This is a genomic window from Caulobacter sp. GW821-FHT09B08 (assembly GCF_059418225.1).
The window spans coordinates 27,733-53,207 of the sequence record NZ_JBWKPL010000001.1; the positions used below are offsets into that span (position 1 = coordinate 27,733).

The 25,475-nt window shown below is 68.8% G+C and carries 22 protein-coding genes and 1 pseudogene; 9 read left to right on the forward strand and 14 right to left on the reverse strand.

The genetic code is table 11. The annotated features are described in order from the left end of the window. The first annotated feature begins 29 nt into the window (after positions 1-29). Positions 30-1,694, forward strand: a complete 1,665-nt coding sequence (locus AC07OA_RS00135) for a choline dehydrogenase (RefSeq protein WP_494661733.1) — start codon at positions 30-32, stop codon at positions 1,692-1,694. 94 nt (positions 1,695-1,788) lie between these two features. Here AC07OA_RS00135 and AC07OA_RS00140 read toward each other — a convergent pair. After that, positions 1,789-1,866: pseudogene (locus AC07OA_RS00140) on the reverse strand (hypothetical protein); the annotation flags it as partial. A gap of 37 nt (positions 1,867-1,903) precedes the next feature. Between AC07OA_RS00140 and AC07OA_RS00145 the strand changes: the two are divergent. After that, a complete protein-coding gene (locus AC07OA_RS00145; RefSeq protein ID WP_494661734.1) occupies positions 1,904-2,842 on the forward strand; it encodes an aldo/keto reductase in 939 nt (312 codons plus the stop codon). Between the two features lie 147 nt (positions 2,843-2,989). Here AC07OA_RS00145 and AC07OA_RS00150 read toward each other — a convergent pair whose 3' ends face one another. Continuing rightward, the gene (locus AC07OA_RS00150) at positions 2,990-3,538 is read right to left on the reverse strand and encodes a PAS domain-containing protein (protein WP_494661735.1); all 549 of its coding nucleotides are present in this window, start codon (positions 3,536-3,538) and stop codon (positions 2,990-2,992) included. Positions 3,539-3,725: 187 nt separating this feature from the next. On the opposite strand from AC07OA_RS00150, the gene AC07OA_RS00155 reads away from it, so the two are divergent. Together AC07OA_RS00155 and AC07OA_RS00160 are read left to right on the forward strand one after the other, a co-directional pair. After that, positions 3,726-4,640 (forward strand): hypothetical protein, encoded by a 915-nt coding sequence (locus AC07OA_RS00155; RefSeq protein WP_494661736.1) that lies wholly within the window; start codon positions 3,726-3,728, stop codon positions 4,638-4,640. 158 nt (positions 4,641-4,798) lie between these two features. Beyond that, positions 4,799-5,437, forward strand: coding sequence for a glyoxalase superfamily protein (locus AC07OA_RS00160; RefSeq protein WP_494661737.1), 639 nt, complete (start codon positions 4,799-4,801; stop codon positions 5,435-5,437). Between the two features lie 239 nt (positions 5,438-5,676). Here the strand turns inward: AC07OA_RS00160 and cysE are convergent, their stop codons facing one another. Beyond that, entirely contained in the window at positions 5,677-6,507 is an 831-nt protein-coding gene (gene cysE, locus AC07OA_RS00165; protein ID WP_494661738.1) for a serine O-acetyltransferase, read from the reverse strand. A 110-nt stretch (positions 6,508-6,617) separates the two neighbouring features. After that, positions 6,618-7,232, reverse strand: a complete 615-nt coding sequence (locus AC07OA_RS00170; RefSeq protein WP_494661739.1) for an NUDIX domain-containing protein — start codon at positions 7,230-7,232, stop codon at positions 6,618-6,620. A 77-nt stretch (positions 7,233-7,309) separates the two neighbouring features. Here AC07OA_RS00170 and AC07OA_RS00175 point away from each other — a divergent pair, with 77 nt between their 5' ends. Together AC07OA_RS00175 and AC07OA_RS00180 are read left to right on the forward strand one after the other, a co-directional pair. Continuing rightward, positions 7,310-7,927 carry a nitroreductase family protein gene (locus AC07OA_RS00175; RefSeq protein ID WP_494661740.1) on the forward strand — a complete coding sequence of 206 codons (618 nt, stop codon included), beginning with the start codon at positions 7,310-7,312 and terminating at the stop codon, positions 7,925-7,927. A 285-nt stretch (positions 7,928-8,212) separates the two neighbouring features. Beyond that, positions 8,213-11,023: a Plug domain-containing protein gene (locus AC07OA_RS00180; RefSeq protein ID WP_494661741.1), complete on the forward strand. Its 2,811-nt coding sequence runs from the start codon at positions 8,213-8,215 to the stop codon at positions 11,021-11,023. Between the two features lie 66 nt (positions 11,024-11,089). Here the strand turns inward: AC07OA_RS00180 and queF are convergent, their stop codons facing one another. Then, entirely contained in the window at positions 11,090-11,545 is a 456-nt protein-coding gene (gene queF / locus AC07OA_RS00185) for a preQ(1) synthase (protein ID WP_029907399.1), read from the reverse strand. A 90-nt stretch (positions 11,546-11,635) separates the two neighbouring features. On the opposite strand from queF, the gene AC07OA_RS00190 reads away from it, so the two are divergent. Then, positions 11,636-12,439 (forward strand): SDR family NAD(P)-dependent oxidoreductase, encoded by an 804-nt coding sequence (locus tag AC07OA_RS00190; RefSeq protein ID WP_494661742.1) that lies wholly within the window; start codon positions 11,636-11,638, stop codon positions 12,437-12,439. Between the two features lie 254 nt (positions 12,440-12,693). Next, a complete protein-coding gene (locus tag AC07OA_RS00195; RefSeq protein WP_494661743.1) occupies positions 12,694-13,386 on the forward strand; it encodes a TorF family putative porin in 693 nt (230 codons plus the stop codon). 68 nt (positions 13,387-13,454) lie between these two features. Here the strand turns inward: AC07OA_RS00195 and AC07OA_RS00200 are convergent, their stop codons facing one another. From AC07OA_RS00200 to AC07OA_RS00215, 4 genes are all read right to left on the reverse strand, one after another. Continuing rightward, positions 13,455-14,699 carry an MFS transporter gene (locus tag AC07OA_RS00200; RefSeq protein ID WP_494661744.1) on the reverse strand — a complete coding sequence of 415 codons (1,245 nt, stop codon included), beginning with the start codon at positions 14,697-14,699 and terminating at the stop codon, positions 13,455-13,457. 179 nt (positions 14,700-14,878) lie between these two features. Next, complete coding sequence (locus AC07OA_RS00205; protein WP_494661745.1) at positions 14,879-17,263, reverse strand: TonB-dependent siderophore receptor; 2,385 nt, start codon at positions 17,261-17,263, stop codon at positions 14,879-14,881. Positions 17,264-17,445: 182 nt separating this feature from the next. Continuing rightward, on the reverse strand, positions 17,446-18,135 hold the full coding sequence (locus AC07OA_RS00210; RefSeq protein ID WP_494662899.1) for a GntR family transcriptional regulator: 690 nt from the start codon (positions 18,133-18,135) through the stop codon (positions 17,446-17,448). Between the two features lie 210 nt (positions 18,136-18,345). Next, positions 18,346-19,155 carry a MetQ/NlpA family ABC transporter substrate-binding protein gene (locus AC07OA_RS00215; RefSeq protein ID WP_494661746.1) on the reverse strand — a complete coding sequence of 270 codons (810 nt, stop codon included), beginning with the start codon at positions 19,153-19,155 and terminating at the stop codon, positions 18,346-18,348. Positions 19,156-19,293: 138 nt separating this feature from the next. On the opposite strand from AC07OA_RS00215, the gene AC07OA_RS00220 reads away from it, so the two are divergent. Further along, entirely contained in the window at positions 19,294-19,542 is a 249-nt protein-coding gene (locus AC07OA_RS00220; RefSeq protein WP_494661747.1) for a hypothetical protein, read from the forward strand. A gap of 140 nt (positions 19,543-19,682) precedes the next feature. On the opposite strand, the gene AC07OA_RS00225 is transcribed toward AC07OA_RS00220, so the two are convergent. The 5 genes from AC07OA_RS00225 to AC07OA_RS00245 form a co-directional block, all read right to left on the reverse strand. After that, entirely contained in the window at positions 19,683-20,048 is a 366-nt protein-coding gene (locus tag AC07OA_RS00225) for a hypothetical protein (protein WP_494661748.1), read from the reverse strand. A gap of 139 nt (positions 20,049-20,187) precedes the next feature. Next, complete coding sequence (locus AC07OA_RS00230) at positions 20,188-20,853, reverse strand: methionine ABC transporter permease (protein WP_494661749.1); 666 nt, start codon at positions 20,851-20,853, stop codon at positions 20,188-20,190. Next, the gene (locus AC07OA_RS00235) at positions 20,850-21,851 is read right to left on the reverse strand and encodes a methionine ABC transporter ATP-binding protein (protein ID WP_494661750.1); all 1,002 of its coding nucleotides are present in this window, start codon (positions 21,849-21,851) and stop codon (positions 20,850-20,852) included. The genes AC07OA_RS00230 and AC07OA_RS00235 overlap by 4 nt, the downstream gene beginning before the upstream one ends. Positions 21,852-21,947: 96 nt before the next feature. After that, complete coding sequence (locus tag AC07OA_RS00240) at positions 21,948-24,041, reverse strand: hybrid sensor histidine kinase/response regulator (protein WP_494661751.1); 2,094 nt, start codon at positions 24,039-24,041, stop codon at positions 21,948-21,950. 118 nt (positions 24,042-24,159) lie between these two features. Continuing rightward, entirely contained in the window at positions 24,160-25,437 is a 1,278-nt protein-coding gene (locus AC07OA_RS00245; protein ID WP_494661752.1) for a Xaa-Pro dipeptidase, read from the reverse strand. Between the last annotated feature and the right edge of the window lie 38 nt (positions 25,438-25,475).

Genomic DNA, 25,475 nt, shown 5'->3' on the forward strand with positions numbered 1-25,475 from the left:
ATAACATTCCAGGGAGGCGACGTCGGGCCATGGCCAGCACGCGCTACGACTACGTCATCATCGGCGCCGGTTCGGCCGGCTGCGTCCTGGCCGCGCGCCTGACCGAAGACCCGAACGTCAAGGTCCTGCTGCTGGAGGCCGGCGGCAAGAACAGCTCGATCCTGGTGCGCATGCCCGCCGGCGTGGGCGAGCTGATCAAGGCCAAGGGCGACCAGAACTGGGGCTTCTGGACCGAGGAGGAGCCGCGCCTGAACTTCCGCAAGCTGTGGTGGCCGCGCGGCAAGGGCCTGGGCGGCAGCTCGGCGATCAACGGCATGATCTACATCCGAGGCCACGCGCGCGACTACGACCAGTGGCGGCAGATGGGGCTCAATGGCTGGTCGTATGCCGAGGTCCTGCCCTACTTCAAGCGCTCTGAGACCCACCACGGCGGGGGCGACCCCTATCACGGCGGGGCCGGCCCGCTGCACGTGTCGCGCGGGGAGTCCAAGAGCCCGTTCTATCCGGCCCTGATCGAGGCCGGCCGCCAGGCGGGACACGCGGTGACCCAGGACTTCAACGGCTTCCGCCAGGAGGGCTTCGGCCCCTACGACCTGACCATCCGCGACGGCAAGCGCTGGAGCGCGGCGGCAGCCTATCTGACGGCGGCCCTTTCGCGCCCGAACCTGACCTGCGTGACCGAAGCCCGCACCACGCGCATCCTGGTCGAGAAGAACAAGGCGATCGGCGTCGAATATGTGGTGGGCGCCAACCCCGAGCGGCTGGTCGCCCATGCCGACGCCGAGGTGCTGCTCAGCGCCGGGGCGGTGCAATCGCCCCACATCCTGCAGCTGTCGGGCATCGGCGCGCCGGACGACCTGAAGGCCCATGGCATCGCCACCGTGCATGAGAGCAAGGGCGTCGGCGCCAACCTGCAGGACCACCTGGACGTCTGCCTGTCGTGGACCAGCAAGAACCTGGTCACCGCCTATTCGGCCAACAAGGGGCTGAACAAGCTGGGTACGGGCCTGTCCTACATGCTGCTGGGCAAGGGGCTGGGCCGCCAGCAGTTCCTGGAGAGCGGCGCGTTCCTCAAGTCGCGCCCGGACCTGGACCGCCCCGACCTGCAGATCCACGGCGTGCTGGCCATCATGCAGGACCACGGCAAGACCATGGTCGAGAAGGACGGCTTCACACTGCACGTCTGCCAGCTACGTCCCGAGAGCCGGGGCAAGGTGGGGCTGCGCTCGGCCGATCCGTTCGCCGATCCGACCATCCTGGCCAACTATCTGTCGACCGAAGAGGACCGCCGCGCGATCCGCGAGGGGGTGAAGATCGGCCGCGAGGTGGTGGCCCAGGCGGCGCTGGATCCCTATCGCGACGCCGAATACGCGCCGGGCGCCGAGGTGAAGACCGACGCCGACATCGATGCCTGGATCCGCGCCAAGGCCGAGACCATCTACCACCCGGTCGGCACCTGCCGCATGGGGGCCGCGGGCGACCCGCTGGCCGTGGTCGACGACCAGCTGCGGGTGCAGGGGATCGAGAGCCTGCGGGTGATCGACGCCTCGGTCATGCCCACCCTGATCGGCGGCAACACCAACGCCCCCACCATCATGATCGCTGAGCGGGCCAGCGACCTGATCCGGGGCAAGGCGACGCTGGCGCCGGTGGACGCGCCGGTGTTCGAGGACGGACGGGCGGCGGCGGCTTGAAAGTAACCCTCTCCCAGAGGGAGAGGGAGGGACCCGCGCCGCAGGCGTGGGAGGGTGAGGGGTTACACCCTCACCGCAGTTCTCTCAGCGCCCTGCCGGCACGCCGTCCGACGGTGTAACCCCTCACCTTCCCACCGCTTCGCGGCGGGCCCCTTCCTCTCCCTCTGGGAGAGGATATCTAAGGGGCCGCTCTCACGAAGGACGATCCCATGAACCACCGCCCCCTCGGCCGCTCGGGCCTCTCCACCGCACCGCTGGTGTTCGGCGGCAACGTCTTCGGCTGGACCGCCGACGAGGCCACCTCGCACCGGCTGCTGGACGCCTTCGTCGACGGCGGCTTCAACGCGGTCGACACCGCCGACGTCTACTCGGCCTGGGTCCCGGGCCACGCGGGCGGCGAGTCCGAGAACGTGATCGGTCGCTGGCTCAAGGCGCGGGGCAAGCGCGACGACGTGCTGATCCTGACCAAGGTGGCCATGTGGCCGGCCCAGCCGGGCCTGTCCGCGGCCAATATCGCCGCCGCCGTCGAGGGCTCGCTCAAGCGCCTGCAGACCGACTACATCGACCTCTATCAATCCCACCAGGACGACGCCGACACCCCCATCGACGAGACGCTGGAGGCCTATGAGCGCCTGGTGAAGGCCGGCAAGGTGCGCGCCATCGGGGCCTCCAACTTCACGGTCGAGCGCCTGGAAGCCTCGCTGAGGACCTCGGCCGACAAGAGCCTGCCGCGCTACGAGACGATCCAGCCCAAGTTCAATCTCTATGACCGCGAGGAGGTGGACGGCGCCCTGGCCGCCCTGACCGCGCGCGAGGGCCTGGGTGTGATCCCCTATTACGGCCTGGCCGCCGGCTTCCTGACCGGCAAGTACCGCGACGCCGCCGACCTGGAGGGCAAGGCGCGCGGCCGCACGGTGGGGCGCTATCTGAACGACAAGGGCCTGCGGGTGCTGGCTGCGCTGGACGCCGCCGCCAAGGCCGTCTCGGCCAGCCCGGCCCAGGTGGCCCTGGCCTGGATCATGGCCCACCCGGCCATCACCGCCCCCATCGCCAGCGCCACCAGCGTCGAGCAACTGAACGAGCTGATGGCCGCCGCCCGCCTGACCCTTCCGGCCGAGGTGATCGAGAGCCTGAACGCGGCGGGTTAGGTCAACGCGTTCGGTCCAATGAGCGGGTTTTAGAAACGAAAAACGGGAAGGGGTCGCCCTCCGGCGCCCCCTTCCCGTTCGTGCGGCGCGCCCCCTGCCCGCGCCGCCCCTTCCGCCCCCCCAGGACGGAAAAGCTCCGAAATTCCCCTAAGCGATCAGGCGCCCGTGCAGGGTGGCCAGCCGCAGGCGCGGCGCCTCCTCGTTGGCGGGGCCCAGGGCCTGGATCTTGCGCACGCCCAGCTCCGAGGCCGGACGGCCCATCAGGCGCTGGATCATGGCGATGGGCTGGTAGAGGCCCAAAAACCGGTCGACCTCGCCGTCGACGCCGACCATCGGCGCCAGCAGCACCTCCATGCCCACCGACGGCGCGCCCACGGCGCGGATATCGGCGGTGATCACCGTCGGCTCGCCCCGGCGGCGCGCGACCTCCAGGGCCGACTTGACCTCCAGACGGTGCGACAGGGCCCAGAAGCCCAGGGCGTCCTCGCCGCGCAGGTCGCGAGCGTGCAGATCGGTGACGAAACCGCCCGCCAGACGCACCGGATAGCGGCCCGAACCGTCACGCCCCAGGATGAACACCTGCGGCAGCAGATCCAGGAAATCGCCCGGACTGACGTCGGCGCGCGCGGGCACGGCGTCGTTAACGGCCTTGCTACGCCAATAGTCTATCAATCGTTCCGTGCTTGGATGGAACATCGTCGTTCCCCTCGCGGGCTCACTCGCGGTCCCCTTTTCGACCGCATCGGGCTTGCAGGGAGAACCGGGCCAGTCCCCGGACCGTATCGTCCTGGGACAGTTTCCCGGTGGAACGCCGAGCATGGCGCGTTTCTTGCTTGGCTTTCAGCCACGCGGCACGCCGACGTGTTGTGAAGGGAAGAGGCCTATGCAGGCGCCGAAAATGACCTTGTCCAAGCTGTGGATCGGCCTGGCTACAGCCCTGGGCGCGCTCGTGCTCGGCGGGGTCGCCTACGCCCAGTGCAACAGCGGCTGCACGCCCACGCCGCCCACCTGCTGCACCCCGCCGCCGGCCCCGCCGCGTCCGCCCACCCCGCCGTCGGGCTGCAACACCTGCGGCGGCGGCCACAACGTCTATGTGCCCGGCATCAACATCCACGTCGGCGGCTCGGTGGTCGTCAACGCCAGCGCCTCGGCGACCAGCACGGCCACGGCCGGCGCGGGGGCCGGTGCGGGCGCCGGCGCCTCGGCCGGCTCGACCGTCTATTACGGCGGCGGCACGCACGGCGGCTACTATTCCGGCCCGGTCTCGACCGGCTACATCCAGGGCCTGAACGTGGAAGGCGCCGAGGGCCGCCGCCGCGCCGCCTACGAGGCCACCCGCACCACCTTCAAGCGCGTGGTCATCCGCGCCGTCTGCCTGGACGACCGCGACGTGCCCCATCCGGCCTCGCAGGTCACCCCCGACCGCGACATCGACCGCGACTACGACGGCGAGCTCTATCGCTGCATCGCCGGCTCGCGCATGCAATACGTGATCGGCGCCTACGAGGGCTACAGCGAGGCGAACTTCGGCGGCGAGACCTATGTCTGCGGCAAGAACGAAGCGCTCTACTACTCGCCCGGCGCGCCCGGCGCCCAGGGCGGTAACGCCACCTGCCGCCCGCAGAAGCCGGCCCGCGACTGCAACGAACGCTCGCTGCTGCGCCGCTACGGCGCCGGCGTGAAGGTGCTGACCATCCTGACCACCGAGAAGTACACCGCCTATCGCGAGGAAACCGTGCGCGAACAGTCGGGCCTGAGCCTCAGCCTCGACGGCGGCGTCGGCGGGGTGGTTTACTAGATCAGCCGATGGGGACACACGCAGGCGTGTGTCCCCGGCCGCGCCCGCCGAGGCGCCTTTGACGCTTCGCCGCCTTATGGCAGACTGACCTTACGGACACCGCTCCACACCTGAGCACGCGCACCGCCGCCCCTGCTCGCCCGACGAGACCGTGAGCGATGACTTCCAAACCTGTTTCGACCCTAGCCTTCGGCCGCCTGGCGGCCGGGATTTTCGTGCGCGACACCCACAAGGCCCACGCCTTCTATCGCGACGTCCTGGGCTTTCAGAAAGTCTTTCAGAACGGCGATCCGGTCGGCTTCATGATCCTGGAGAAGGACAAGGCCGAGCTGCACTTGAACCTGGTGAAGGACCACAAGGCCTCGACCACCAACGTCGCCCACCTGATGGTCGACGACGTCGACGCCCTGCACGCGATCTGCGTGAAGGCGGGCGTGCGGATCATCAAGTCGCTGGCCGACAAGGACTACGGCCTGCGCGCTTTCGTCTTCGCCGACCCCGACGGCAACCGCATCGACGTGGGCCAGCCGCTCGGCGGCGCGCCTGAAGCCGAGCGGTTCGAACGCCGGAACCTGGCCGGCGCGGTGTTCCACGACTGCGCCCTGCCCGGCGCGAGCTTCGACGACGTCAACCTGGCGGAGGCCGCCTTCTCGAACGTGAACCTGCGCGGGGCGCGGCTGACCGACGTGAACCTGTCGGGCGTCGCCATCGACAACGCCAACATCGAGGGGCTGACGATCTACGGGATCGACATCCACGCGCTGGTCCAGGCGGAGTTGGCGCGGCGCGGGCACTGAACCCCTCTCTCATAGAGAGAGGGAGGGGCCCGCCGCGAAGCGGTGGGAGGGTGAGAGGTTTCACCGTCAGCCGGAAAGGCGCTAGCGTTCCGTCTAGATGCAACCACCGCCGCGAATTGGATAACCGCCCGAAGGCCACTGAACGACAGTGCTGGGTTCTGAAAGAGTGTAACCTCTCACCCTCCCATGGCTTCGCCATGGGCCCCTCCCTCTCTCTATGAGAGAGGGGTTTCGGGGCTCTAGATCACGTAGTCGTACACAACATCCGCCAGCGTATGATCCATCGTCCGCGCCGGTTCCTCGCACGTCGGGCAGTTGACGATCCGCGCCGGGACACCGGCGGCGGTGCAGTGTGGGGGCACGGGTTTCAGCACCACCGAGCCGGAGGCCACCTTGGCGTAGTCGCCGATGGTGATGTTGCCCAGCACCTTGGCGCCCGCGCCCAGCAGGACGCCGTTGCCGATCTTGGGGTGGCGGTCGCCGCGCTCGGCGCCGGTGCCGCCCAGGGTCACGCCGTGCAGCATCGAGACGTCGTCGCCGACCACCGCGGTCTCGCCGATGACGATGCCGGTGCCGTGGTCGATGAACACGCCCTTGCCGATGCGGGCGGCCGGATTGACGTCGACCTGGAAGACCTCGCTGGCGCGGCTCTGCAGATAGAAGGCCAGGGTCTCGCGGCCCTCGTTCCACAGCCAGTGCGACACGCGGTGGGTCTGCAGGGCCAGGAAGCCTTTGAAGAACAGGAACGGCTGGACATAGCCCTTGCAGGCCGGGTCGCGCTCGAACACCGCCTTCAAGTCGGCCTCGGCGGCGGCCACCAGGGACGGGTCGCTCAGGAAGGCCGAGGCGGCGAACTCGCGGACGGTCATGGCCCGCATTTCCTGGTCGCCCAGCTTGCGGGCCAACTGGAAGGTCAGGGCGTCGGCCAGGTTGTCGTGGCTGAGGATCACGGCGTTGAGCAGCGAGGCCAGGGCCGGCTCGGCCTTGGCGGCGTGTTCGGCCTGGTTGCGTAGGGCGGCCCAGACGGGCGGCGTGGTTTCCTGCGTCACCACTTCGAGATGCTTGGCCATCGGGATCTCCCTCTCCCAGCCGCCTATAGAGCATCTTTTTTAGAAATGCTCCAGACGTCCTACCGCTTCAACGGCCAAGCCGCTGAAGTGTTCGCCACTTAAGAACGCGCTTAGGCCAGCACAAGTCTCGCCAGGTCGCCGGGCAACTCGCCCTTCACCGCCATATGATGCACGCGGAGCAGTAAAGCCACCGTCAAGGAGTCGGGCATGTGGCCACCGACGGCCGCCTCCAGGGCTTCTCCGAAGGGCACGCGGGCCACGGCTAGGTCCTCGGTCTCGTCCGGCGCGGTGTCGGTGGGGGTCAGGTCCATGGCGAGGAATCCGTGGCAGATCTCGTCGGTGATGGAGTTGGAAAGTTCCATCACCAGGATTTGCCGCCAGTCGCCGGCCAGCAGCCCCACCTCTTCGGCCAGTTCGCGCCTGGCGCCCTCCAGCGGGTCCTCGTCCAGCGGCGCGCCGCCCTCTGGGATCTCCCAGCTGTAGTTGGCGTGCGGGAAGCGGTGCTGCCCCACCAGGGTGACCGTGCCGTCGGCGTGCAGCGGCACGATGCCGATCGCCCGGTTCTTGAACGTGACCTTGCCGTAGAGCGCCGGCCGCCCGGTGGGGGCCACGGCCTGGTATTCGGTCAGGCTGATCCAGGGATTGTCGTAGGCGAGCTTGCTGCTGGTCACGCCCCAGGGCGTTCCATGCGGCTTCAGCCATTCGGGCTTGGAATTCTTCGACATGCGAACGACTCGCGACTTGTGGCGGGAAGGGCCCGGCCATAGGTGTGCTTGGCTTACCCTTCTTCCTGGAGGTCGTCTTGACCGGTTCCGTTCCCCCCGCCCCCGAATTCGGACAAGTGCTGCCGATCGAGCCGTCCCAGGCGGTGCTGGACTTCCTGGCCAAGCGCCGCTCGGCCTCGGCCATGAGCCTGACCGCGCCCGGCCCCGACGACGCCCAACTGGCGGACCTGCTGCGCCTGGCCGCCCGCGTGCCCGACCACGGCAAGCTGGCGCCCTGGCGGTTCGTGATCCTGAAGGGCGCGGCCAAGGACGCCTTCGCCGAGAAGATCACCGCCCTGGCCGACAGCCAGGCCAACCCGGTCAAGGCCAACGCCGCCCTGCGCAAGCTGACCCGCCCGCCGGTCTGCGTGGCCGTGATCTCGCGCCACATCCCCGGCGAGATCCCCGAATGGGAGCAGCGCCAGAGCGGCTCGGCCGTCTGCCAGCAACTGTTGCTGGCCGCCGCCGCCATGGGCTGGGGCGCCAACTGGATCACCGACTGGTATTCCTACGACCCGCGCGCCACCGCGATCCTGGGCCTGGCCGAGGGCGAGCTGGTGGCCGGCTTCGTGTATCTGGGGACCTCCAGCGAAGCCCCGCAGGAGCGGGTGCGGCCCGACGTGGCGGCGATCACCACCGAATGGACCGCCGGCTGACTGTTGCCTCCGCGCATCGGGGCGGCGGTTTCTCGCGAGGCTCTTGCGTGAAAAAGCCGCGCTCCGACGCAGAATCGCCGCGCAACTAGTCTCAAATCCCACGGCATGGGACTTAAGTGATGCGAACCTGTTCATGCATCAGCCACGACATCGAATGTAACAGTCCTGCATCAAATCCACCTTAAGCATCGGTAACTTGTCATCTGGCCTTGGCCTGCCTAAGGCCCAGCTTGACGATGTCTGCGTACTTACACGCAGACCACACTCTTATCGCCGACGGGGTTCATGGCGCTCTCTTTCTTGATTATCGGCTTGGCGGCGGCTCTGGACGGCGCGCCGGATTCCGCGCCCGCGGCGCCGCAGACCTCCGAGCAGCAGCAACAGCAACCGCAGCAGCCGGCGCACACGGCCGCCGGCGCCGAGGCCGATCCCTACGCCAACGAGGTCGACGCCATCGAGATCACCGCCGGCAAGCCGCGCGGCTCGGTCGAGGGCGACATCAAGCCCGAACTGACCCTGGGCCCGGCCCAGATCCGCGCCTATGGCGCGGGCAGCATCTCCGAACTGCTGGCCTTCCTCGAGCCGCAGCTGCGCACCAGCCAGAGCCGGGGCGACGGCTCGCCCGTCATGCTGGTCAACGGCCGCCGCATCTCGGGCATGCAGGAGATCCGCGACATTCCGCCCGAGGCCATCGAGCGCTTCGAGATCCTGCCCGAGGAAGTGTCTCTGACCTACGGCTACCGCCCCGACCAGCGGGTGGTGAACATCGTGCTGCGCCGCCGCTTCCGCGCCCTGACCACCGAGGCGGGCATCAAGGTCCCGACGGCCGGCGACCGCACCTCCACCGACATCACCGAGACCTTCTTCCGCGTCCAGGGCGACCAGCGCTGGCTGTTCAACGCCAAGGTCTCGCACGACACCAGCCTGTTCGAGAACGACCGCGGCGTCTGGCGCTCGGCTCCCGACCAGCCCTACGACCTGACCGGCAACGTCAAGGGCGTGACCGGCGCGCCCATCGGCCCCGACGTGATCATGCCCGTGCCGACCTCGGCCGTGACCGGCAACGCAAGCCTGGCCGACTTCACCAGCCACGCCGGCGAAGTCGCCAGCGACGACCTGACGGCCTGGCGCAGCCTGGCGCCGCGCACCACCTCGGCCTCGCTGACCGGCGCCCTGACCCGCCCGCTGGGCAAGTCTTCGCTGATCACCTACAGCGGCGCCTTCGAGGACACGACCTCGCTCAGCTACATGGGCCTGCCGGGCGTGCGCCTGACCGTGCCGGACGGCAATCCCTCTTCGCCGTTCGACCAGGACGTCGAGCTCTACCGCTATGTCGACGACTACGTGTCGATGACGCGCCAGACCGACACCCAGAAGGCCACCCTGTCGGCCGCCGCCAACGGCCGGATCAAGGAATGGCGCTGGAGCACCACCGGCAGCTACGTCTATTCGACCAGCGAGACCACCACGGGACGGGGCGTGGACGCCTCGCTGTTCGGCGCGGCCGTGGCGGGCGGCGAAAACCCGTTCGGCAACATCCCGGCCTCGATGCTGCGCCGCCAGTCGCCCAACACGGCCAATTCGACCTCCAACGTCGCCAACGCCGAGGCGGTGTTCGTCGGCAACCTGCTGCAGGCCCCGGCCGGCGGCGTGTCGACCACCTTCAAGGTGGGCGCGGGAACCCAGTTCCTCGACTCCAGCAGCCTGCGCAACGGCGTGGGGGTCAGCAACGACATCAACCGCACCAGCGGCGACCTGCAGGCCAGCATCAACGTGCCGCTGACCAGCCGCGCCAAGGGCGTGCTGCCGTTCGTGGGCGATCTGTCGGCCAATCTGAACCTCGAATACGAGCAGCTGTCGGACTTCGGCGGCCTGTCCACCCTGGGCGGCGGCGCCAACTGGTCGCCGGTCGATCCGGTCAGCTTCCTGGTCAGCTACACCCACGAGCAGGGCGCCCCCAGCGCCTCGCAGCTGAACGATCCGATCCTGTCGACGCCGAACGTCTCGACCTACGACTTCGTCACCGGCGAGACCGTGCAGATCACCCGCATTGAGGGCGGCAATCCCGACCTGAACTCGGACACCCGCCAGGTGATCAAGCTGGGCGTCACGATCAAGCCGCTGCCCAAGGACGCCAAGAGCAACCTGCAGATCAGCGCCAACTACACCTCCACCCGCATCGACGACTCGATCAACAGCTTCCCGGCGATCACGCCCGACATCGAACAGGCCTTCCCCGACCGCATCGTCCGCGACGCCGAGGGCAAGCTGGTGGCCATCGACGCGCGGCCGGTGAACTACGCCAAGTCCGAGCAGGAGACGGTGCGCTGGGGCTTCAACTTCTCGCGGCCGTTCGGCAAGCCCAACGCAATGCCGTCCCCTTTCCCCGGCGGCGGTCCGGGCGGCGGCGGCCCGCCTCCCGGCGGCGGTGAAGGCGGTGGCGGTTTCCGTGGCCCCGGTGGTGGTGGTGGCGGCGGTGGCGGCGGCTTCCGCGGCGGCGGCATGCGTCCCGGCCAAGGCCAGGTGCAGGTCTCGCTCTACCACACCTGGAAACTGAAGGACGAAGTGACCATCCGCGACGGCCTGCCGGTGATCGACCGCCTGGACGGCGGCTCGGGCGCGGGTCCCGAGCACGAGGTCCAGCTGCAGGTCGGCGTGTTCAAGAGCGGCATGGGCATGTTCCTGAACGGCAGCTGGCGCAGCAGCTACCGCCTGAACGGCGCGACCGCCGACAACGACCTGTTCTTCGGCGACCAGTCGACGTTCAGCCTGAACCTGTTCATGGACCCCTCGCAGCGGCCCCAGCTGATGCAGGCCCATCCGTGGCTGCGCGGCTCGCGCGTCCAGCTGCAGTTCCAGAACGTGTTCGACACCCGCCAGGACGTCCACGACCGCACGGGCCAGACGCCCCAGGCCTATCAGGAAGCCTTCCGCGACCCGATCGGCCGCACGGTGCGCCTCAGCTTCCGCAAGCTGATCGGACCGGCCCGTCCGGTGCGGCCGCCCGGCGCGAACCCGCCCTCGCCCACCCCGCCGCCGGCGTCGCGGGCGGGGACCGGGTCGGGCGCGACCCAGCCGCCTCCGCCGCCGTTCTAGGCCCAAAGAAAAAGGGGCGCGTCCTTGGCGGACGCGCCCCTTCGTCGTTTCAGGCCTTGGCCGAAATCAGCCCCGGCCGCGATAGGGCGCCACGCCTTGGTCGGGCACCCACAGGCCCTCCGGCGCCGGGCCGGTCTGCCAGAACACGTCGATGGGGATCCCGCCGCGCGGATACCAGTAGCCGCCGATGCGCAGCCAGCGAGGCTGGGCGATCTCGACGATCTTGCGGCCGATCTTGACCGTGCAGTCCTCGTGGAACGAGCCGTGGTTGCGGAAGCTGGTCAGATAGAGCTTCAGCGACTTGCTCTCGATCAGCCAGTCGCCGGGCGCGTAGTCGATCACCAGGTGGGCGAAGTCGGGCTGGCCGGTCACCGGGCACAGCGAGGTGAATTCGGGGGCCACGAAGCGGGCCAGATAGGTCACGTCGCTCTGCGGGTTGGGCACCCGCTCGAGAACGGCCTGGTCGGGGCTGGCGGCGGGTTCCACCACCTGGCCCAGCTGGGTCACATGAAGTTCGGTCATGGCGGTCATCTAGGCCCCGCGCCTTCGCGAGACAAGCGCGCGCGGCGTCGCTATCGTCGCGCCAAACAAACGTTGGGACAGGAAAAGACCATGAGCGGACGCGATTTCGACGGCTTCACGGTGGTGGTCACCGGCGCCTCCACGGGCCTGGGACGGGCCATGGCGGTCGAGACCGCGCGGCGCGGCGCCGGCCTGGTGGTCGTCAACTTCGCGCGCAGCGCCGAGAAAGCCGAGGAGACCGCCCGGCTGATCGAGGCGGAAGGCTCCAAGGCCGTGCTGGTCCAGGGCGACGTGGCCCAGGACGCCGACTGCCGCAGGATCGCCGAAGCGGCGGCGGGCACGGGCCGCATCGACGCCCTGTTCAACAACGCCGGGATCACCAAGTTCGCCCCCAACCACGCCGACCTCGACGCGGTGGACGCCGACGACTTCCTGCGGCTGTACGCCGTCAATGTGGTGGGCGCCTTCCAGATGGTGCGCGCCGCCCGCAGCCTGCTGGAGGCTGCGCCCCAGCCCGGCGCGGTGGTCAACACCGCCTCCATCGCGGGTGTGGTCGGCAACGGCTCGTCGGTGCCCTACGCCGCCTCCAAGGGCGCCCTGACGACCATGACCCTGTCCTTGGCCAGAGCGCTCGCGCCGCGCATCCGGGTCAACGCCGTGTGCCCCGGCTTCATCGACACCCCCTGGTTCAGCAAGGTCATGGACGAGGAACGCACCGACCGCCTGCGCGAGCGCTCGGCCGCCGCCGCGCCGCTGAAGGTGGCCTCCACCGCCGAGGACATCGCCGGTTCGGCCGTGTTCCTGGCCTCGCCCGCCTCGCGTCACGTCACCGGCGAAACCCTGCTGGTGGACGCCGGATTGCACCTGGGATCGGCGAGTCTGGCGATGCGCTAAAGCCGCAGGTAAAGCGCAAACAAACCCATTCTCGTGACTGTGGCGCCCCAAGCCACTTCTGAAGCAAAATCGTCACACTACGCCCAAACTTTGCGCCCAGGCGCCCTTTCTGCTGGCGATTTTACCGCCGTGATTGCAACTAAGGCGAGGTCGACAACTACTTCCGTTGTGCTCAATGCGCTTGCAGGCGTCGATGAACGATGAAGGCTCCATGCCCTTCGGTCGGCAAAACAGAGATTAAGGGGATAGATCACATGAAGGTTCTGAAACTGGCGCTGGTCGCCGCCGCCGCTTCGGTCGCCATGAGCGGCGCCGCGATGGCCGAGGAGCTGAAGCTCTCGTACAATGTCGGCGTTGTCAGCGACTACATCTTCCGCGGCGTCAGCCAAACCCAGAACGACCCGGCCATCCAAGGCGGCGTCGACCTGACCTACGGCATCGGCTACGCCGGCGTCTGGGCTTCGAACGTCGACTTCGGCGCCGACGACCCGTCGGCTGAAATCGACCTGTACGCCGGCGTGCGTCCCACCGTGGGCGACACCGCCCTGGACCTGGGCGTGCTGTACTACGGCTACGTGGACGACAAGGGCCTGACCCCCGGTTCGTACAGCTACTTCGAAGTCAAGGCCGCGGCTTCGCGTCCGATCGGTCCGGCCACCGTCGGCCTCGCCGCCTACTACTCGCCGGAATTCCCGGGCAAGACCGGCGAAGCCCTGTACTATGAAGTCAACGGCTCGATCCCGGCCGGCGAAAAGCTGAGCTTCAGCGGCGCCCTGGGTCACCAGGAAATCGACTCGGCTGGCGACTACGCCACCTGGAACGTCGGCGCCACCTACGCCGTCACCTCGCACCTGGGCCTGGACATGCGCTACTCGGACACCGACGAGCATGGCTACGGCAAGATCTACGGCTCGCGCTTCACCGTCGGCCTGAAGGCTTCGTTCTAAGAACGACGCTTTAGCGATCTAAAGGAAGCCGCCTCGCCCAGCGAGGCGGCTTTTCTTTTGCCCGAGCCTTAGACCCTAGCCCGGGGCGGCCGCATGAACAGCGCCGCCACGAACACCACAGCCGCCACGGCCGCGAACAGCAGAAAAGCCGGGGTGAACGAGCCTAGCCGGTCGCGCGCCATCCCGCCGACGATCGGCCCCGCCGCCGACACCGCCCCGACCAGGCAGGTCAGGGAGAACAGCTCCACATTGTTGCGGCGGCCGAAATAGTTCAGCAACAGCAAGCTAACGGCCAGCACGGTGAGGCCAAAGCCCACCCCAACCCCCACAGCGTAGAGGGTCTGCAGCAACGGCGTCGTAGCGTGGGACAGGGCCAGCAGGCCGGCCACCAAGAGGCCTTGCGCCGCCACCAGCAGCCAGCGCGGGTCGATGCGGTCGCCGATCGCCCCGCCGCCCAGCCGCGCCACCACCTGCATCAGCCCCTCCAGGCTGAGCGCCCCGGCCGCCGCCGCCCCGGCCACGCCCAGCCCCGTCAGGTGGGCCTGGGTCAGGCTGGCGGCGCTGATTCCCGCCAGCAGATGGCTGAAATAGGCGGCCAGCAGCACATAGAACTGCGGGGTGCGCACCGCGTCGCGCACGCTCCATTCGTGGTCGGTGTGATAGACGCCGCTCGGCGTTTCGCCGGCCTTGGCCTCGGCGTCCAGCTCGCGATCCAGGGCGGCGCCGGCCTGCTCCAGCCAGCGCGGACCGCCCACGGCCACGGCGCAGGCCAGGCCCACCAGCCCCACCGCCACCGCCTGCAGGGCCCAATAGAGCCGCCAGTCGCCATGGGTGGCCTCCAGCGCCTTGACCACCATCCACGGCCCGGCCACCCCGCCCAGGGCGCCGAAGGTGAAGTAGATCCCGAACGGCAGGGCGCGTTCCTTGAAGATCGCCGACAGCACGTGGGTGCCGGGAATCAGGGCCGCCATCTGGAAGCCGATCCCGCACAGGGCCGCGCCCAGGAAGTAGATCGGCAGGGCGTGCACCCGCGCCAGGCAGAAGAGCCCGCCGGCCATCACCGCCACCCCGACCAGGATCGCCCCCCGCGCCCCGATCCGCCGGATCAGCATGGCCGGCAACCACGACGACAGCCCCGTGAACACCCCCAGGATCGAGAAGCCGGCGAAGGCGTGCTCCCAGCTCCAATGGAGCTCGCCGACCATGGCCGGGATCACCACGCCCAGCGACGAATAGGTGGCCGCGGTGATCAGGAACAGCAGCAGGCTGAACGCGGCGACGAGCAGCCAGGGGCGGAAGGCGGTGGGGGTCATCGGCGTCTCTTGAACCCTCTCCCAGCGGGAGAGGGAGGGACCCGCGCCGGAGGCGTGGGAGGGTGAGGGATTAAGGCGTTCGACGTCTTGAAAGGATCATTGGAGGAAAACGGTCAGGGCGTAACCCCTCACCCTCCCAAGCTTCGCTTGGGCCCCTCCCTCTCCCTCCGGGAGAGGGTTTAAAAGCTCCGCTTCAGCGTCACGCGCCACTCGCGGCCCTTGCCGGGCAAGGCGCCAAGGTTGGCGTAGGTGTCGGCGTCGGGGGTGAAGTAAAGCTTGTCCAGCAGGTTATCGACATTGAGCTCGGCCGTGTAAGGCCCGCGCGTCAGATAGGCCGAGGCGTTGACCACCGCATATGCCGGATAGGTCACCGCGTCCTGCACCGTGCCCGAAGTCTTGGTCACGTGAGTCACGCCCAGGGTCGCCCCCGCCTGGCCCCAGTCGTGCCTGTCGCTGGTATAGGCGCCGTAGAGGCTGACCACCGACTTGGGGATCAGGGTGTAGTCGTAGTCGCCGCCGCGCCCCGGCAGGCTGGCGAAGCTCCACACCACGTAAGAGCCGCCATAGGCCTTGGCGCCGGGCACGCCGGCCGTATAGGCGGGGATGTACTGGAACGAGGCGTCCGGCCCCTTCACCGTGGTGTGCTGGGCGTTGCCGGTAGCCGTGAAGCTGAAATGTTCCGACGCCAGCCAGCGGACCTCCAGCTCCACGCCCTTGGCCCGCGTGCCCTGCACCACCGCCGTCAGGCCCGACAGCTGGGTGCGGTTCTGGCGATAGCCGGCCAGCGAGCCCACCAGGGTGCCGCGCAGCAGCTGGAACTTCACCCCCACCTCGGCCAAGTCGCTGTCCGACAGCCAGGAGTCGTCGGCCACCAGCCCCGGCGAGACATCGCCCGCCTGGCTGACCTCCAGCGCCGAGGCCTTGGCGTAGCTGATATAGGGCATCAGGCCGACCGGGGTCTGGTAGGTGAGGCTGGCGCTATAGGTCCCCTTGCCCTTGCTGTCCTTCTGGCGCCCCGGGGCGGTGAAGGTGAGATAGCCGGTATCCTCCGAGGTCACGTCGTACCAGTCGTAGCGACCGCCCAGGGTCAGGGTCAGGCGCTGGCCCAGCTTCACGTCGCTGGTGAAGAACAGGCCCGTCTGGCTCCAGTCGCTGCGGTTGTCGTTCTCCCATTCCAGCCCCTGGACGCCGGCCGGCTCGGTCGAGAACGGGCTGTCGATGATGTCGGTGGCCGTGGCCCCATAGCTGATGTCGCGGCGGTCCAGGGCGATCATGCCGCTGTTGAAGCTCTCGCGCCGACGGCCGGAAAAGTCGCGATAACCGGCGCCGACGATGGTCTTGGTCGCCACCGCCCCGAAGTCCCGCGCGAAGGCGTAGGTGACCCGCGCCTCCCAGACTGAACTGTCGAACCAGGCCGGATAGCCGTAAGAGACGAAGCGCTTGTTCTCCTGGTCGTCGTAGAACAGCTGCAGCTTCAGCACGCCGTCGTCGTCGAACCGCTTGGCGAGATCGAAATAGAGGGTGTTGGTGCGGGTCTTCGAAAAGTCGGCGTCGCTGACATAGACGGTGCGGGGCGAGAGCTTCGTCGTGCCCACCCCGACGTCCAGCGTGTGGTTGGCGTCGCTGGCCGGGAAGCCGTAGTACGGGATGTAGAGGGCGTTGCCGAAGGGGTACGGCCCCACCTCGTTCGGGGTCAGGCGCCCGTTGCCGTCGGCGTCGACCAGGGTCGTGTCGCGGCCGGTGACATAGGTCCCGTGGTCGATCAGGTCCTGGGTCAGGCGGTTCCAGCCCGGCGTCTGGATGTCGCCGGTCGAGTGGTAGACCATGCCGCCGAAGGCCGTGCTCCAGCCGTTGTTGAGGTCGAAATCCGCCGACACCTCGGCCAGCTGCCGCTTGGGATGCAGGCCCCGGTAGAAGCTCTTGGAATCGTCGATCTCGCCATAGGCGTAGACCCCGCCGTCGGCCGCGCCCAGCTTCACGGGCAGGGCGATCTGGCCGGTGACGTTCTTCTTGTCGTAGGCCCCGACCGTTGCGGTCAGCTCGCCCTTGGGATCGGTCAGGAACCGGCCCTCGTCGCGCGCCGACTTCGGGATGAAGTTCAGCATGCCGCCCACCTTGCCCGCGCCGTAGATCGGGGTCGGCGGGCCGCGCACGATCTCGATCTGGGCCGCCCCGCCGATGGGGGTGGAATAGGTGCCCCGGTTCTCCACCCGCTTGAAGCCGCGGAAGTAGTTCTCGGCCAGGGTGCCCCGGATGTTGAGCGCCCCGGGCACGCCGTAGAAGCTGGCGGTGTAGGTCCCCGGCGAGACGGCGGTCAGGCCGTCCAGGGTCTCGATGCCGTAGCGGGTCAGGGTGGTGTCGCTGACGAAACTGGCCGAGCGCGGGGTCTCCAGCAGCGACTTCTCCAGGCCGAACACCGTGGTGCTGGGCTGTTTTTCCAGGAGCCCCGCCTTGTCGCGCGCCTGGACGATCACCGCGTCGACGGTGTCGGCGTCCTGGGCCAGGGCGGGCGCGGCGGCGGCGAAGGTCACGGCCGAGGCCAGCAGAAGGGCGCGGATCGACATCGACAAGGCTCCGGATCCGTCGGGGGAGCGACGGTGGAGCTAGCCAATGGGACCTTACGCAACGTTCGTCAAACCGTTATCTGACATTTCAGAAGAAATTATATTGATGCGCTATCAGGGATGCTGGGGATGTCGGGGACGCGGCTGGGGACACACGCATGCGTGTGTCCCCAATCGTAAGCTCAGCCCTCGACCATCGGCCGGGTCGCCTCGGGCATGATGTTGAGCACGCGCATCATGGCCAGCTTGGCGCCTTCCACATCGCCGCTGGCGATCACGTCGGCCACGGCGCGGTGCTGCTCGACGTCGGCGATCAGCTCGGCCTCTGTGGCCGCGCCGAACGAGAACACCCAGTAGCGGGCGGCCTTGTGCTGTAGGGGGATGAGAATCCGGGCCAGGGCCAGGTTGCCGCCGGCGCGGGCCACGGCGGCGTGGAAGCGCTGGTCCATCGACACCAGGGCCGGCAGGTCGCGGTCGCGCGCCGCCGCCTCGCCGTCGTCGAAGGCCGCGCGGATGGCGGCGGCCTCGGCCTTGCTGGCGTGCTTGGCGGCCAGGCCCGCGCAATGCGGCTCGATCAGGGCCCGGGCCTCGTAGCCCTGGCGCAGCTCCACCAGGTCCAGCGGCGCGACGGTGGTGCCCGAACGGGCGCGGCGGATCACCAGGCCTTCGAGGGCCAGGCGCCCCAGGGCGTCGCGCACCCCGGCCAGGCCGGCGTCATAGCGCGCCGCCAGCGACTGCTCATCCAGCCGCGCCCCGGGCGCCAGGCGGCCCAGGATCAGGTCCAGCAGGATACGCTCGTAGACCTTGGCCTTCTGCAGGTCGGGCGACCAGTCCTCCAGGCCCGAGGACGAGCAGACGTCCAGCACCAGCATCCGGTCGCGGCCACTTTGCGCTTGGACAGCGCCGGAGGCGGTGGCGTCGTCAGGGGCCAGGGACTTGCGCAAGGGTCGGCTCCGCGAGAAGGCAGGCCTGATATGTACGGTGAAATGTCAGGCCGCGCCAGCCGGTATTCTACTTAGGGGCGTGCCCGGAGCGAGAACGGGGCTGGGGACACACGCATGCGTGTGTCCCCGGTCGAAGCCTTAGAACGCCGGCACCACCGCGCCGTGGTACTTCTGCTCCATGAACGCCTTCACCTCGGGCGAGGTCAGGGCCTTGGCCAGCTTCTGGACGCGCGGGTCGTCCTTGTTGTCCGGACGGCCCACCAGGTAGTTCACATAGGGACTGTCCTTGTCCTCGATCAGCAGGGCGTCCTTGGACGGGTCCAGCTTGGCGTCAAGGGCGTAGTTGGTGTTGATCACCGCCAGGTCCACCTGGTCCAGCGTGCGCGGCAGGGTCGCGCCTTCCAGTTCCTTGAACTTCAGGCCCTTGGGGTTGCCGCTGATGTCCTTCAGGCTCAGCGACTTCTTGCTCGTATCCAGGGCGATGACGTTGCCGCGCGCCAGCAGGCGCAAGGCCCGGTCCTCGGTCGAGGCGTCGTTAGGGATGGCCACGGTCGCGCCCTGGGGCAGGTCGGCCACCGACTTGTGGCGGTGCGAATAGGCGCCGATGGGCTCGATGTGCACCCCGATCACCGGCACGAGGTTCGTGCCCTTGTCGGCGTTGAAGGTCTCCAGATACGGCAGGGTCTCGAAGTAGGAGACGTCCATGCGCTTCTCGGCGACCTGGATGTTGGGCTGGACGTAGTCGTTGAAGACCTTGACCTCGATCTTCAGCCCTTCGGCCGCCAGCTTGGGCTTGATGAACTCCAGCACCTCGGCGTGCGGGATGGCCGTGGCGGCGACCGTCAGGGTGTCGCCGGCGCTCGCGGCGGGCTTCTTGGCGCACGCGGCGAGGGACAGGACGGCGAGGCTGACGAGGACGGCGCGACGGGCGACCATGAACGGCTCCATAAAGGCGATTGGACGGGTAGGGTTTTGCCCGCCCGCCAGCGGATCGGGAAATCAGTTTTCCTGAACCGGCGCGCAGAGTCTTGGATCATTTCAAGATCGCGCCTTGACCCCGGCCTCGAACAGGTCGCCTGGGTGGGGATGGCCAGAGAAACCGTCTACATCGTCCAAGCCTACAAGGCCGGCCGCGGCAAGGGCCTGAAGGCCGAGCAGCAGGTCGGCTGCAAGGACGCCGAGGAAGCCCGCCGCAAGGCCGAGCGCCTGGCCCCGATCCGCGAAGGCGTCGTGGCCTTCGCCGCCTCGGCCGATGTGGAGCTGGGCGATTACGACGAGAACCCGCAGATCCTGTTCAAGGCCGGGCGCCTGCCGTTTCCGTTCGACCAGGCCTGATCAAAATTCCGCTCATCCCGGCGAATGCCGGGACCCAGATGGAATGGCTTTGAGGCCGACGCAAAGAGCTCGGAGCCCTTCCAATCATCCGCACCGCCATAGGATCTGGGTCCCGGCATTCGCCGGGATGAGCGGTTTTATTATTCCTCGTCGTTCGCCGGCTCTTCGGGTCCGGCGATGGTCCAGCTGGACAGGAAGTCCGGGTTCTCCACCGTCTCGCCGTCCGTCAGCGGATAGAGGCCCGGCGCGGCCGCGCGGATGTTCGAGGTCTGGGGCGGCAGGGTCGTGGTGTCGCCGTCCTGGGGACCCAGGAGGTCCAGCAGTATGCCCTCCTCGGCATCGGCGGTGATCACCACGCCGTAGAAGGCCTCTCGCCCTTCCAGTTCGCCGTCGGCGTCGAGGAAGGTGAGGTTCACCAGCATGATCTTGCCGACCAGGCCCTGGGCGAAGCTTTCGTCCCAATGCTCGGGCGGCGGGCCGGGGAGGATGATGTCGTCGTCGGTCATGGGAATTCCAGTTCGAAATGTCTAACGCCGGAAGGCCCCCTCCGGCCCTCTGGGCCACCTCCCCCAGAGGGGGAGGATCTAGGCCGCGCAATGCTCCTCCTCTGGGGGAGCTGTCGCATAGCGACTGAGGGGGACCGCGTCAGCGGTGCGAAACCCGGCGCACCACCGCGTCGCCGACCATCTGCAGCGCCTGGACCAGCACCAGCAGCAGCACCACGGTCACCACCATCACGTCGGTCTGGAAGCGCTGGTAGCCGAAACGGATGGCCAGGTCCCCCAGGCCGCCCGCGCCGACCACGCCCGCCATGGCGGTGTAGGAGACGAGCGCGATGGCCGTGACGGTCGCCGCCGCGATCAGGCCCGGCATGGCTTCCGGCAGCAGCGCGCCCAGCACCACCTGGCGGCGCTTGGCGCCCATGGCGAAGCTGGCCTCGATCACGCCTTTGTCGACCTCGCGCAGGGCCGTCTCCACCAGGCGCGCGAAGAAGGGCGCGGCGCCCACCACCAGCGGCGGGATCGCCCCGGCCACGCCCAACGAGGTGCCGACCAGGGCCACGGTCAGGGGGATCATCACGATCAGCAGGATCACGAACGGCACCGAGCGTAGGATGTTGACCACCAGCGACAGCACGCCGTTGGCCACGCGGTTCTGCAGCATCTGGCCCTTGCCAGTCAGGAACAGAATCACCCCCAGCGGCAGGCCCAGCACCACGGTCAGCACCAGCGAGCCGCCCAGCATCGACAGGGTGTCGAGCGTGGCTTGGCCGATCTCCGACCAGTCGATGTTCTCGAAAAAGCCGCTCATCGGCCCGCCTCCGTCACCAGGTCCACCCGGACGCCGTCGGCCTGGAACCGCTTGATGGCCGCGTCGATGTCGCCGCCGGTCAGGGACAGGGTCAGCTGGCCGTAGGGCGTCTCGCGCAGGCGATGGATGCGGCCGCCCAGGATCGAATAGTCGACGCCCGTCTCGCGGGCCACCGCGCCCAGGATCGGCTTGTAGGTGGCCTCGCCCTTGAAGGTGAGACGCACCACGCGGCCGCCCACCGCCGCCCCGGCCTCGCCCGGAACGCCGTCGGCCTCCATGACAAAGCGCCTGGCCGTGTCGCTGGCCGGGTGCAGGAACACCTCCTCCACCGCGCCGGTCTCGACCACCCTGCCCGCCTCCAGCACCGCCACCCGATCGCAGACGCGGCGCACCACGTCCATCTCGTGGGTGATCAGCACGATGGTCAGACCCAGTTCGCGGTTCAGGCCCGAGACCAGCTCCAGGATCTGCTCTGTGGTTTCGGGATCGAGCGCGCTGGTGGCCTCGTCGCACAGCAGCACCTTGGGGCCGGTGGCGAGCGCGCGGGCGATGCCGACCCGCTGCTTCTGGCCGCCCGACAGCTGGGCCGGATACTTGCCGGCGTGGTCGGACAGGCCTACCCGCGCCAGCAGCTCGGCGGTGCGCGCCTTGACCTCGGCGTCGGGCTTGTCGGCCAGCTTCAGCGGGAAGGCCACGTTGCCGGCCACGGTCTTGGACGACAGCAGGTTGAAGTGCTGGAAGATCATGCCGACCCGGCGACGCAAGTCGCGCAGGCCGTCCACGCCCAGGGCGGCCACGTCGTCGCCGTCGACGATCACCTTGCCGCCGGTCGGGGTCTCCAGGCCGTTGATCAGCCGGATCAGGGTGGACTTGCCCGCGCCCGAGGCGCCGATCACCCCGAACACCTCGCCGGGCGCGACCGACAGGCTGACGCCCGACAGCGCGGCGCGGCCGCCGCCTCCGGCATAGGTCTTTGAAACGTCTTGAAAGGTGATCACGCGGCGCGCCCGAAGCGAAGGTCCATCGGCCCGATGGACCGCAAGCGCGACGATTTAGGCGCTCGGCGGCGAAAGGTGAAGGAAAACCGCTGCCGATCAGCCGGCTTGGCGTCGATCCAGGCTCATCGCCTCGCCGATGCCGCCGATCAGGGCGGCGGCGGTGACGGGCTTGGCCACGTGCAGGTCGGCGCCGGCCGCCAGGGCGTCCTGGCGGTGACGGGCCATGGCGTTGGCGCTGAGCATGATGATCGGCGTGTGGACGCCGGCCGGCTCCAGCCCGCGGATGGCCCGCGTGGCGGCCAGGCCGTCCATCACCGGCATCTGCATGTCCATCAGCACCAGATCGTAGGCTCCTTCGCGGAACGCCTCGACCGCCTGGGCGCCGTTGTCGACCGTGGTCATCCGCACGCCGTAGGGCTCGAGCAGCAGCTGGACCACCTTCTGATTGACCGGATGGTCCTCGGCCAGCAGCACCCGCAGCGTGCCTTCGCAGTCGGCCAGGTCGTCGTCGGACGCGGCGTCCGGACCGGCGGCCGAGCCCTGGACGCGGGGCAGCGGCAGGATGGCGCGGAACAGGCTGCCCCGGCCCGGCCGCGACACCGCCCGAATGTCGCCGCCCATCATCTCCACCAGCATCTTGCTGATCGACAGGCCCAGGCCCGTGCCGCCGAACCGCCGGGTGATGGTGGCGTCGGCCTGGCTGAACCGCTGGAAGATCATCTCGGCCTGGCCCGGATCGAAGCCGACGCCGGTGTCCTGGACCTCCAGGATCAGGCGCGCCGGCACATCCCGGTCGGCCTCTTCCAGATTGATCCGGGCCACCACCTCGCCCCGGTCGGTGAACTTCACGGCGTTGGAGAGCAGGTTGCCCAGCACCTGGCCGATGCGCACGGCGTCGCCCAGGAACACTCCGCGCGCCGCCTCCTGGCCCTCGACCCGGAAGGCCAGGCCCTTTTCGTCGGCGCGCATGCGGGTCAGGTCCAGCAGGCCCTTCAGGGCCGGGCCCAGGTCGAAGGGCCGGGCGTGCAGCGTCATCTGGCCGGCCTCGATCTTGGAGACGTCCAAGATGTCGGAGACCAGCCGCTCCAGGGTCTCGCCCGAGCCCTGGATCAGGTCGACCATCTCGCGCTGGGCGGGGTCGAGCTGCGTCTGCGACAGGGCGGCGGCCAGGCCCATCACGCCGTTCAGCGGGGTGCGGATCTCGTGGCTCATATTGGCCAGGAAGTCGCTCTTGGCCTGGTTGGCGGCCTCGGCGGCGACGCGGGCGGCGGCCATCTCGGCCTCCACCTTCAGCCGCTCGGTCACGTCGCGGGCCACGGCGAAGATCAGGTCGCCCGACCGCCGCGCCCGCCATTCCAGCTGGCGATAGCTCCCGTCGGCGTGGCGGTAGCGGTTGACGAAGCCCAGCACCTCGCCGGCCGTCTCGGCCTGGCGCATATAGACCAGGGTCTCTTCGAGATCGTCGGGATGGACCAGGGGCAGCAGCGGCCCGCCCTGCAGGTCCTCGATGGGATAGCCCAGCACCTGCTCCCAGGCCCGGCTCAGCTTGACCAGGCGGCCTTCCATGTCGCGGATGCACAGCATGTCCAGCGAGACGTCGAAGAAGGTCGACAGGTTCAGGGCCATCTCGCGGGCGTTGGCGGTCGCGCCCATCGCCCGCGCCTCGCTGGCGGCCAGGACCTCGCCCTCGCGTTGGCGGTCGATGGCGATGGCGGCCAGCTCGGCCGCGGTCTCGATGAAGGCGATGTCGTCCTCGTCCGGCGCGCGGACCTGGCGGTGATAGATGGCGAAGGTGCCCACCACCCGCTCGTCGGCCAGGATCGGCTGCGACCAGCAGGCCGCCAGGCCCGCCTGCGCCGCCAGCCCCCGGAAGTCGGCCCACAGGGGATCGGCCTGGATGTCCTCGACCACCACGCGCTGGCCCAGGAACGCCGCGGTGCCGCACGAGCCGACCGACGGCCCGATCTCGATCCCGTGGATGGCCTGGTTGTAGAAGCCCGGCAGGTTGGGGGCCGCGCCCAGCAGCAGGCGCCGACCGTCCGTGTCCAGCAGCAGGATGCTGCAGACCATGTCCGGATCCTCGTCCTCCACCGCCTGGACGATGGCCTCCAGCACCGTGGCCAGCGACTTGCCGCCCGCGATCAGGGTCATCGTCCGTCTAAAGGCGCGATGGGCGGCGGTCCGGCTCATGAGCGACGACGTCTCCGGAGGTCTACTCCAACGTGCGTATCATCACTCCAAAAACCAATAAGTTACCATGCCGACTCAACCACCGCGACATTCTGAAGCGGAAACCGCGAGGCGCCGGTCAGGGCGCCTTCACCACCTCGCCGCCCTTCATCACGAACACCGGGCGCTCCAGGACGGTGACGTCCGCCAGCGGATCGCCGGCCACCGCGATCAGGTCGCCGTAGCGCCCCACGGCCACTTGGCCGACGTCCTTCTCGCGGCCCAGGGCCTGCGAAGCGGTGATCGTCGCGGCCTGGATCGCCTGCAGGGGCGTGGCGCCATAGCGCACCATCACCGCGAACTGCCGGGCGTTCGTGCCGTGCGGATAGACCCCGGCGTCGGTGCCGTAGATCATCTTCACCCCGGCCTTCAGCGCCTTGCGGAAGTTCTCGCGCTGGATCTCGCCGATGTCGCGGTCCTTGCGCAGATTGTCCTCCAGCACCCCGTTCTTGGCGCCCTCGGCCTGGGTGTAGTCGGTGTTGTAGATGTCCATCGAGAAGTAGGCGCCCTTGGCCACGGCCAGCTTGATGCCCTCGTCGTCAACCAGGCTGGCGTGCTCGATGGTGTCGACCCCGGCGCGGATGGCGTCCTTGATTCCCGCCGCCCCGTGGGCGTGGGCGGCCACCTTCAGCCCGGCCATGTGGGCCTCGTCGACGATGGCCTGCATCTCGGCCAGGGTCAGCTGCTGCTGGCCCGGCTCGTCGCCGTGCGAGAACACCCCGCCGGTGGCGCAGATTTTGATCACCTGGGCGCCGTACTTCTTCAGCGTACGCACCGCCTTGCGGCCCTCGTCGGGGCTGTCGACGTTGTAGGGCGCCTTCTGGTCCATCGACGGCGGGAAGAAGGTCGAATCGCAGTGGCCGCCCGTCGCGCCGATGGCGTAGGTGGCCGTGACGATGCGGGGGCCGGGCACATAGCCCTCGTCGATCGCCTCGCGCAGGCCCACGTCGTCGAACCGGTCGGCGCCGACGTTGCGGATGGTGGTGAAGCCGGCCTCCAGGGTCTTCCTGGCGTTGGCGGTCTGGACCACGCTCCAGAAGGCGTCGCTATATTGCAGGCTGTTGTAGCCGCCCATCTCGGCCACGGCGCTGATGTGGGTGTGCATATCGATCAGGCCCGGCAGCAGGGTCGCGCCCGGCAGGTCCACGACCTTGGCCCCGGCCGGCGTGGCGTCGCCCGCCTTGCCGACGGCGGTGATCCGGCCGTCCGTGATCGTCACCTGCGGATTGTCGACATACTTGCCCGTGGCCACGTCCAGCAGCCGCGCGGCGCGCACGACCTCCACGTCCGCCGCCTGGGCGAGAGGCGCGGCGCAGGCCGCCGCCAGGAAAGCCAGAACCGTCAGTTCACGCCGCATGATCACTACCCCCGCACCCGGACCTCTTTCCGAGGACG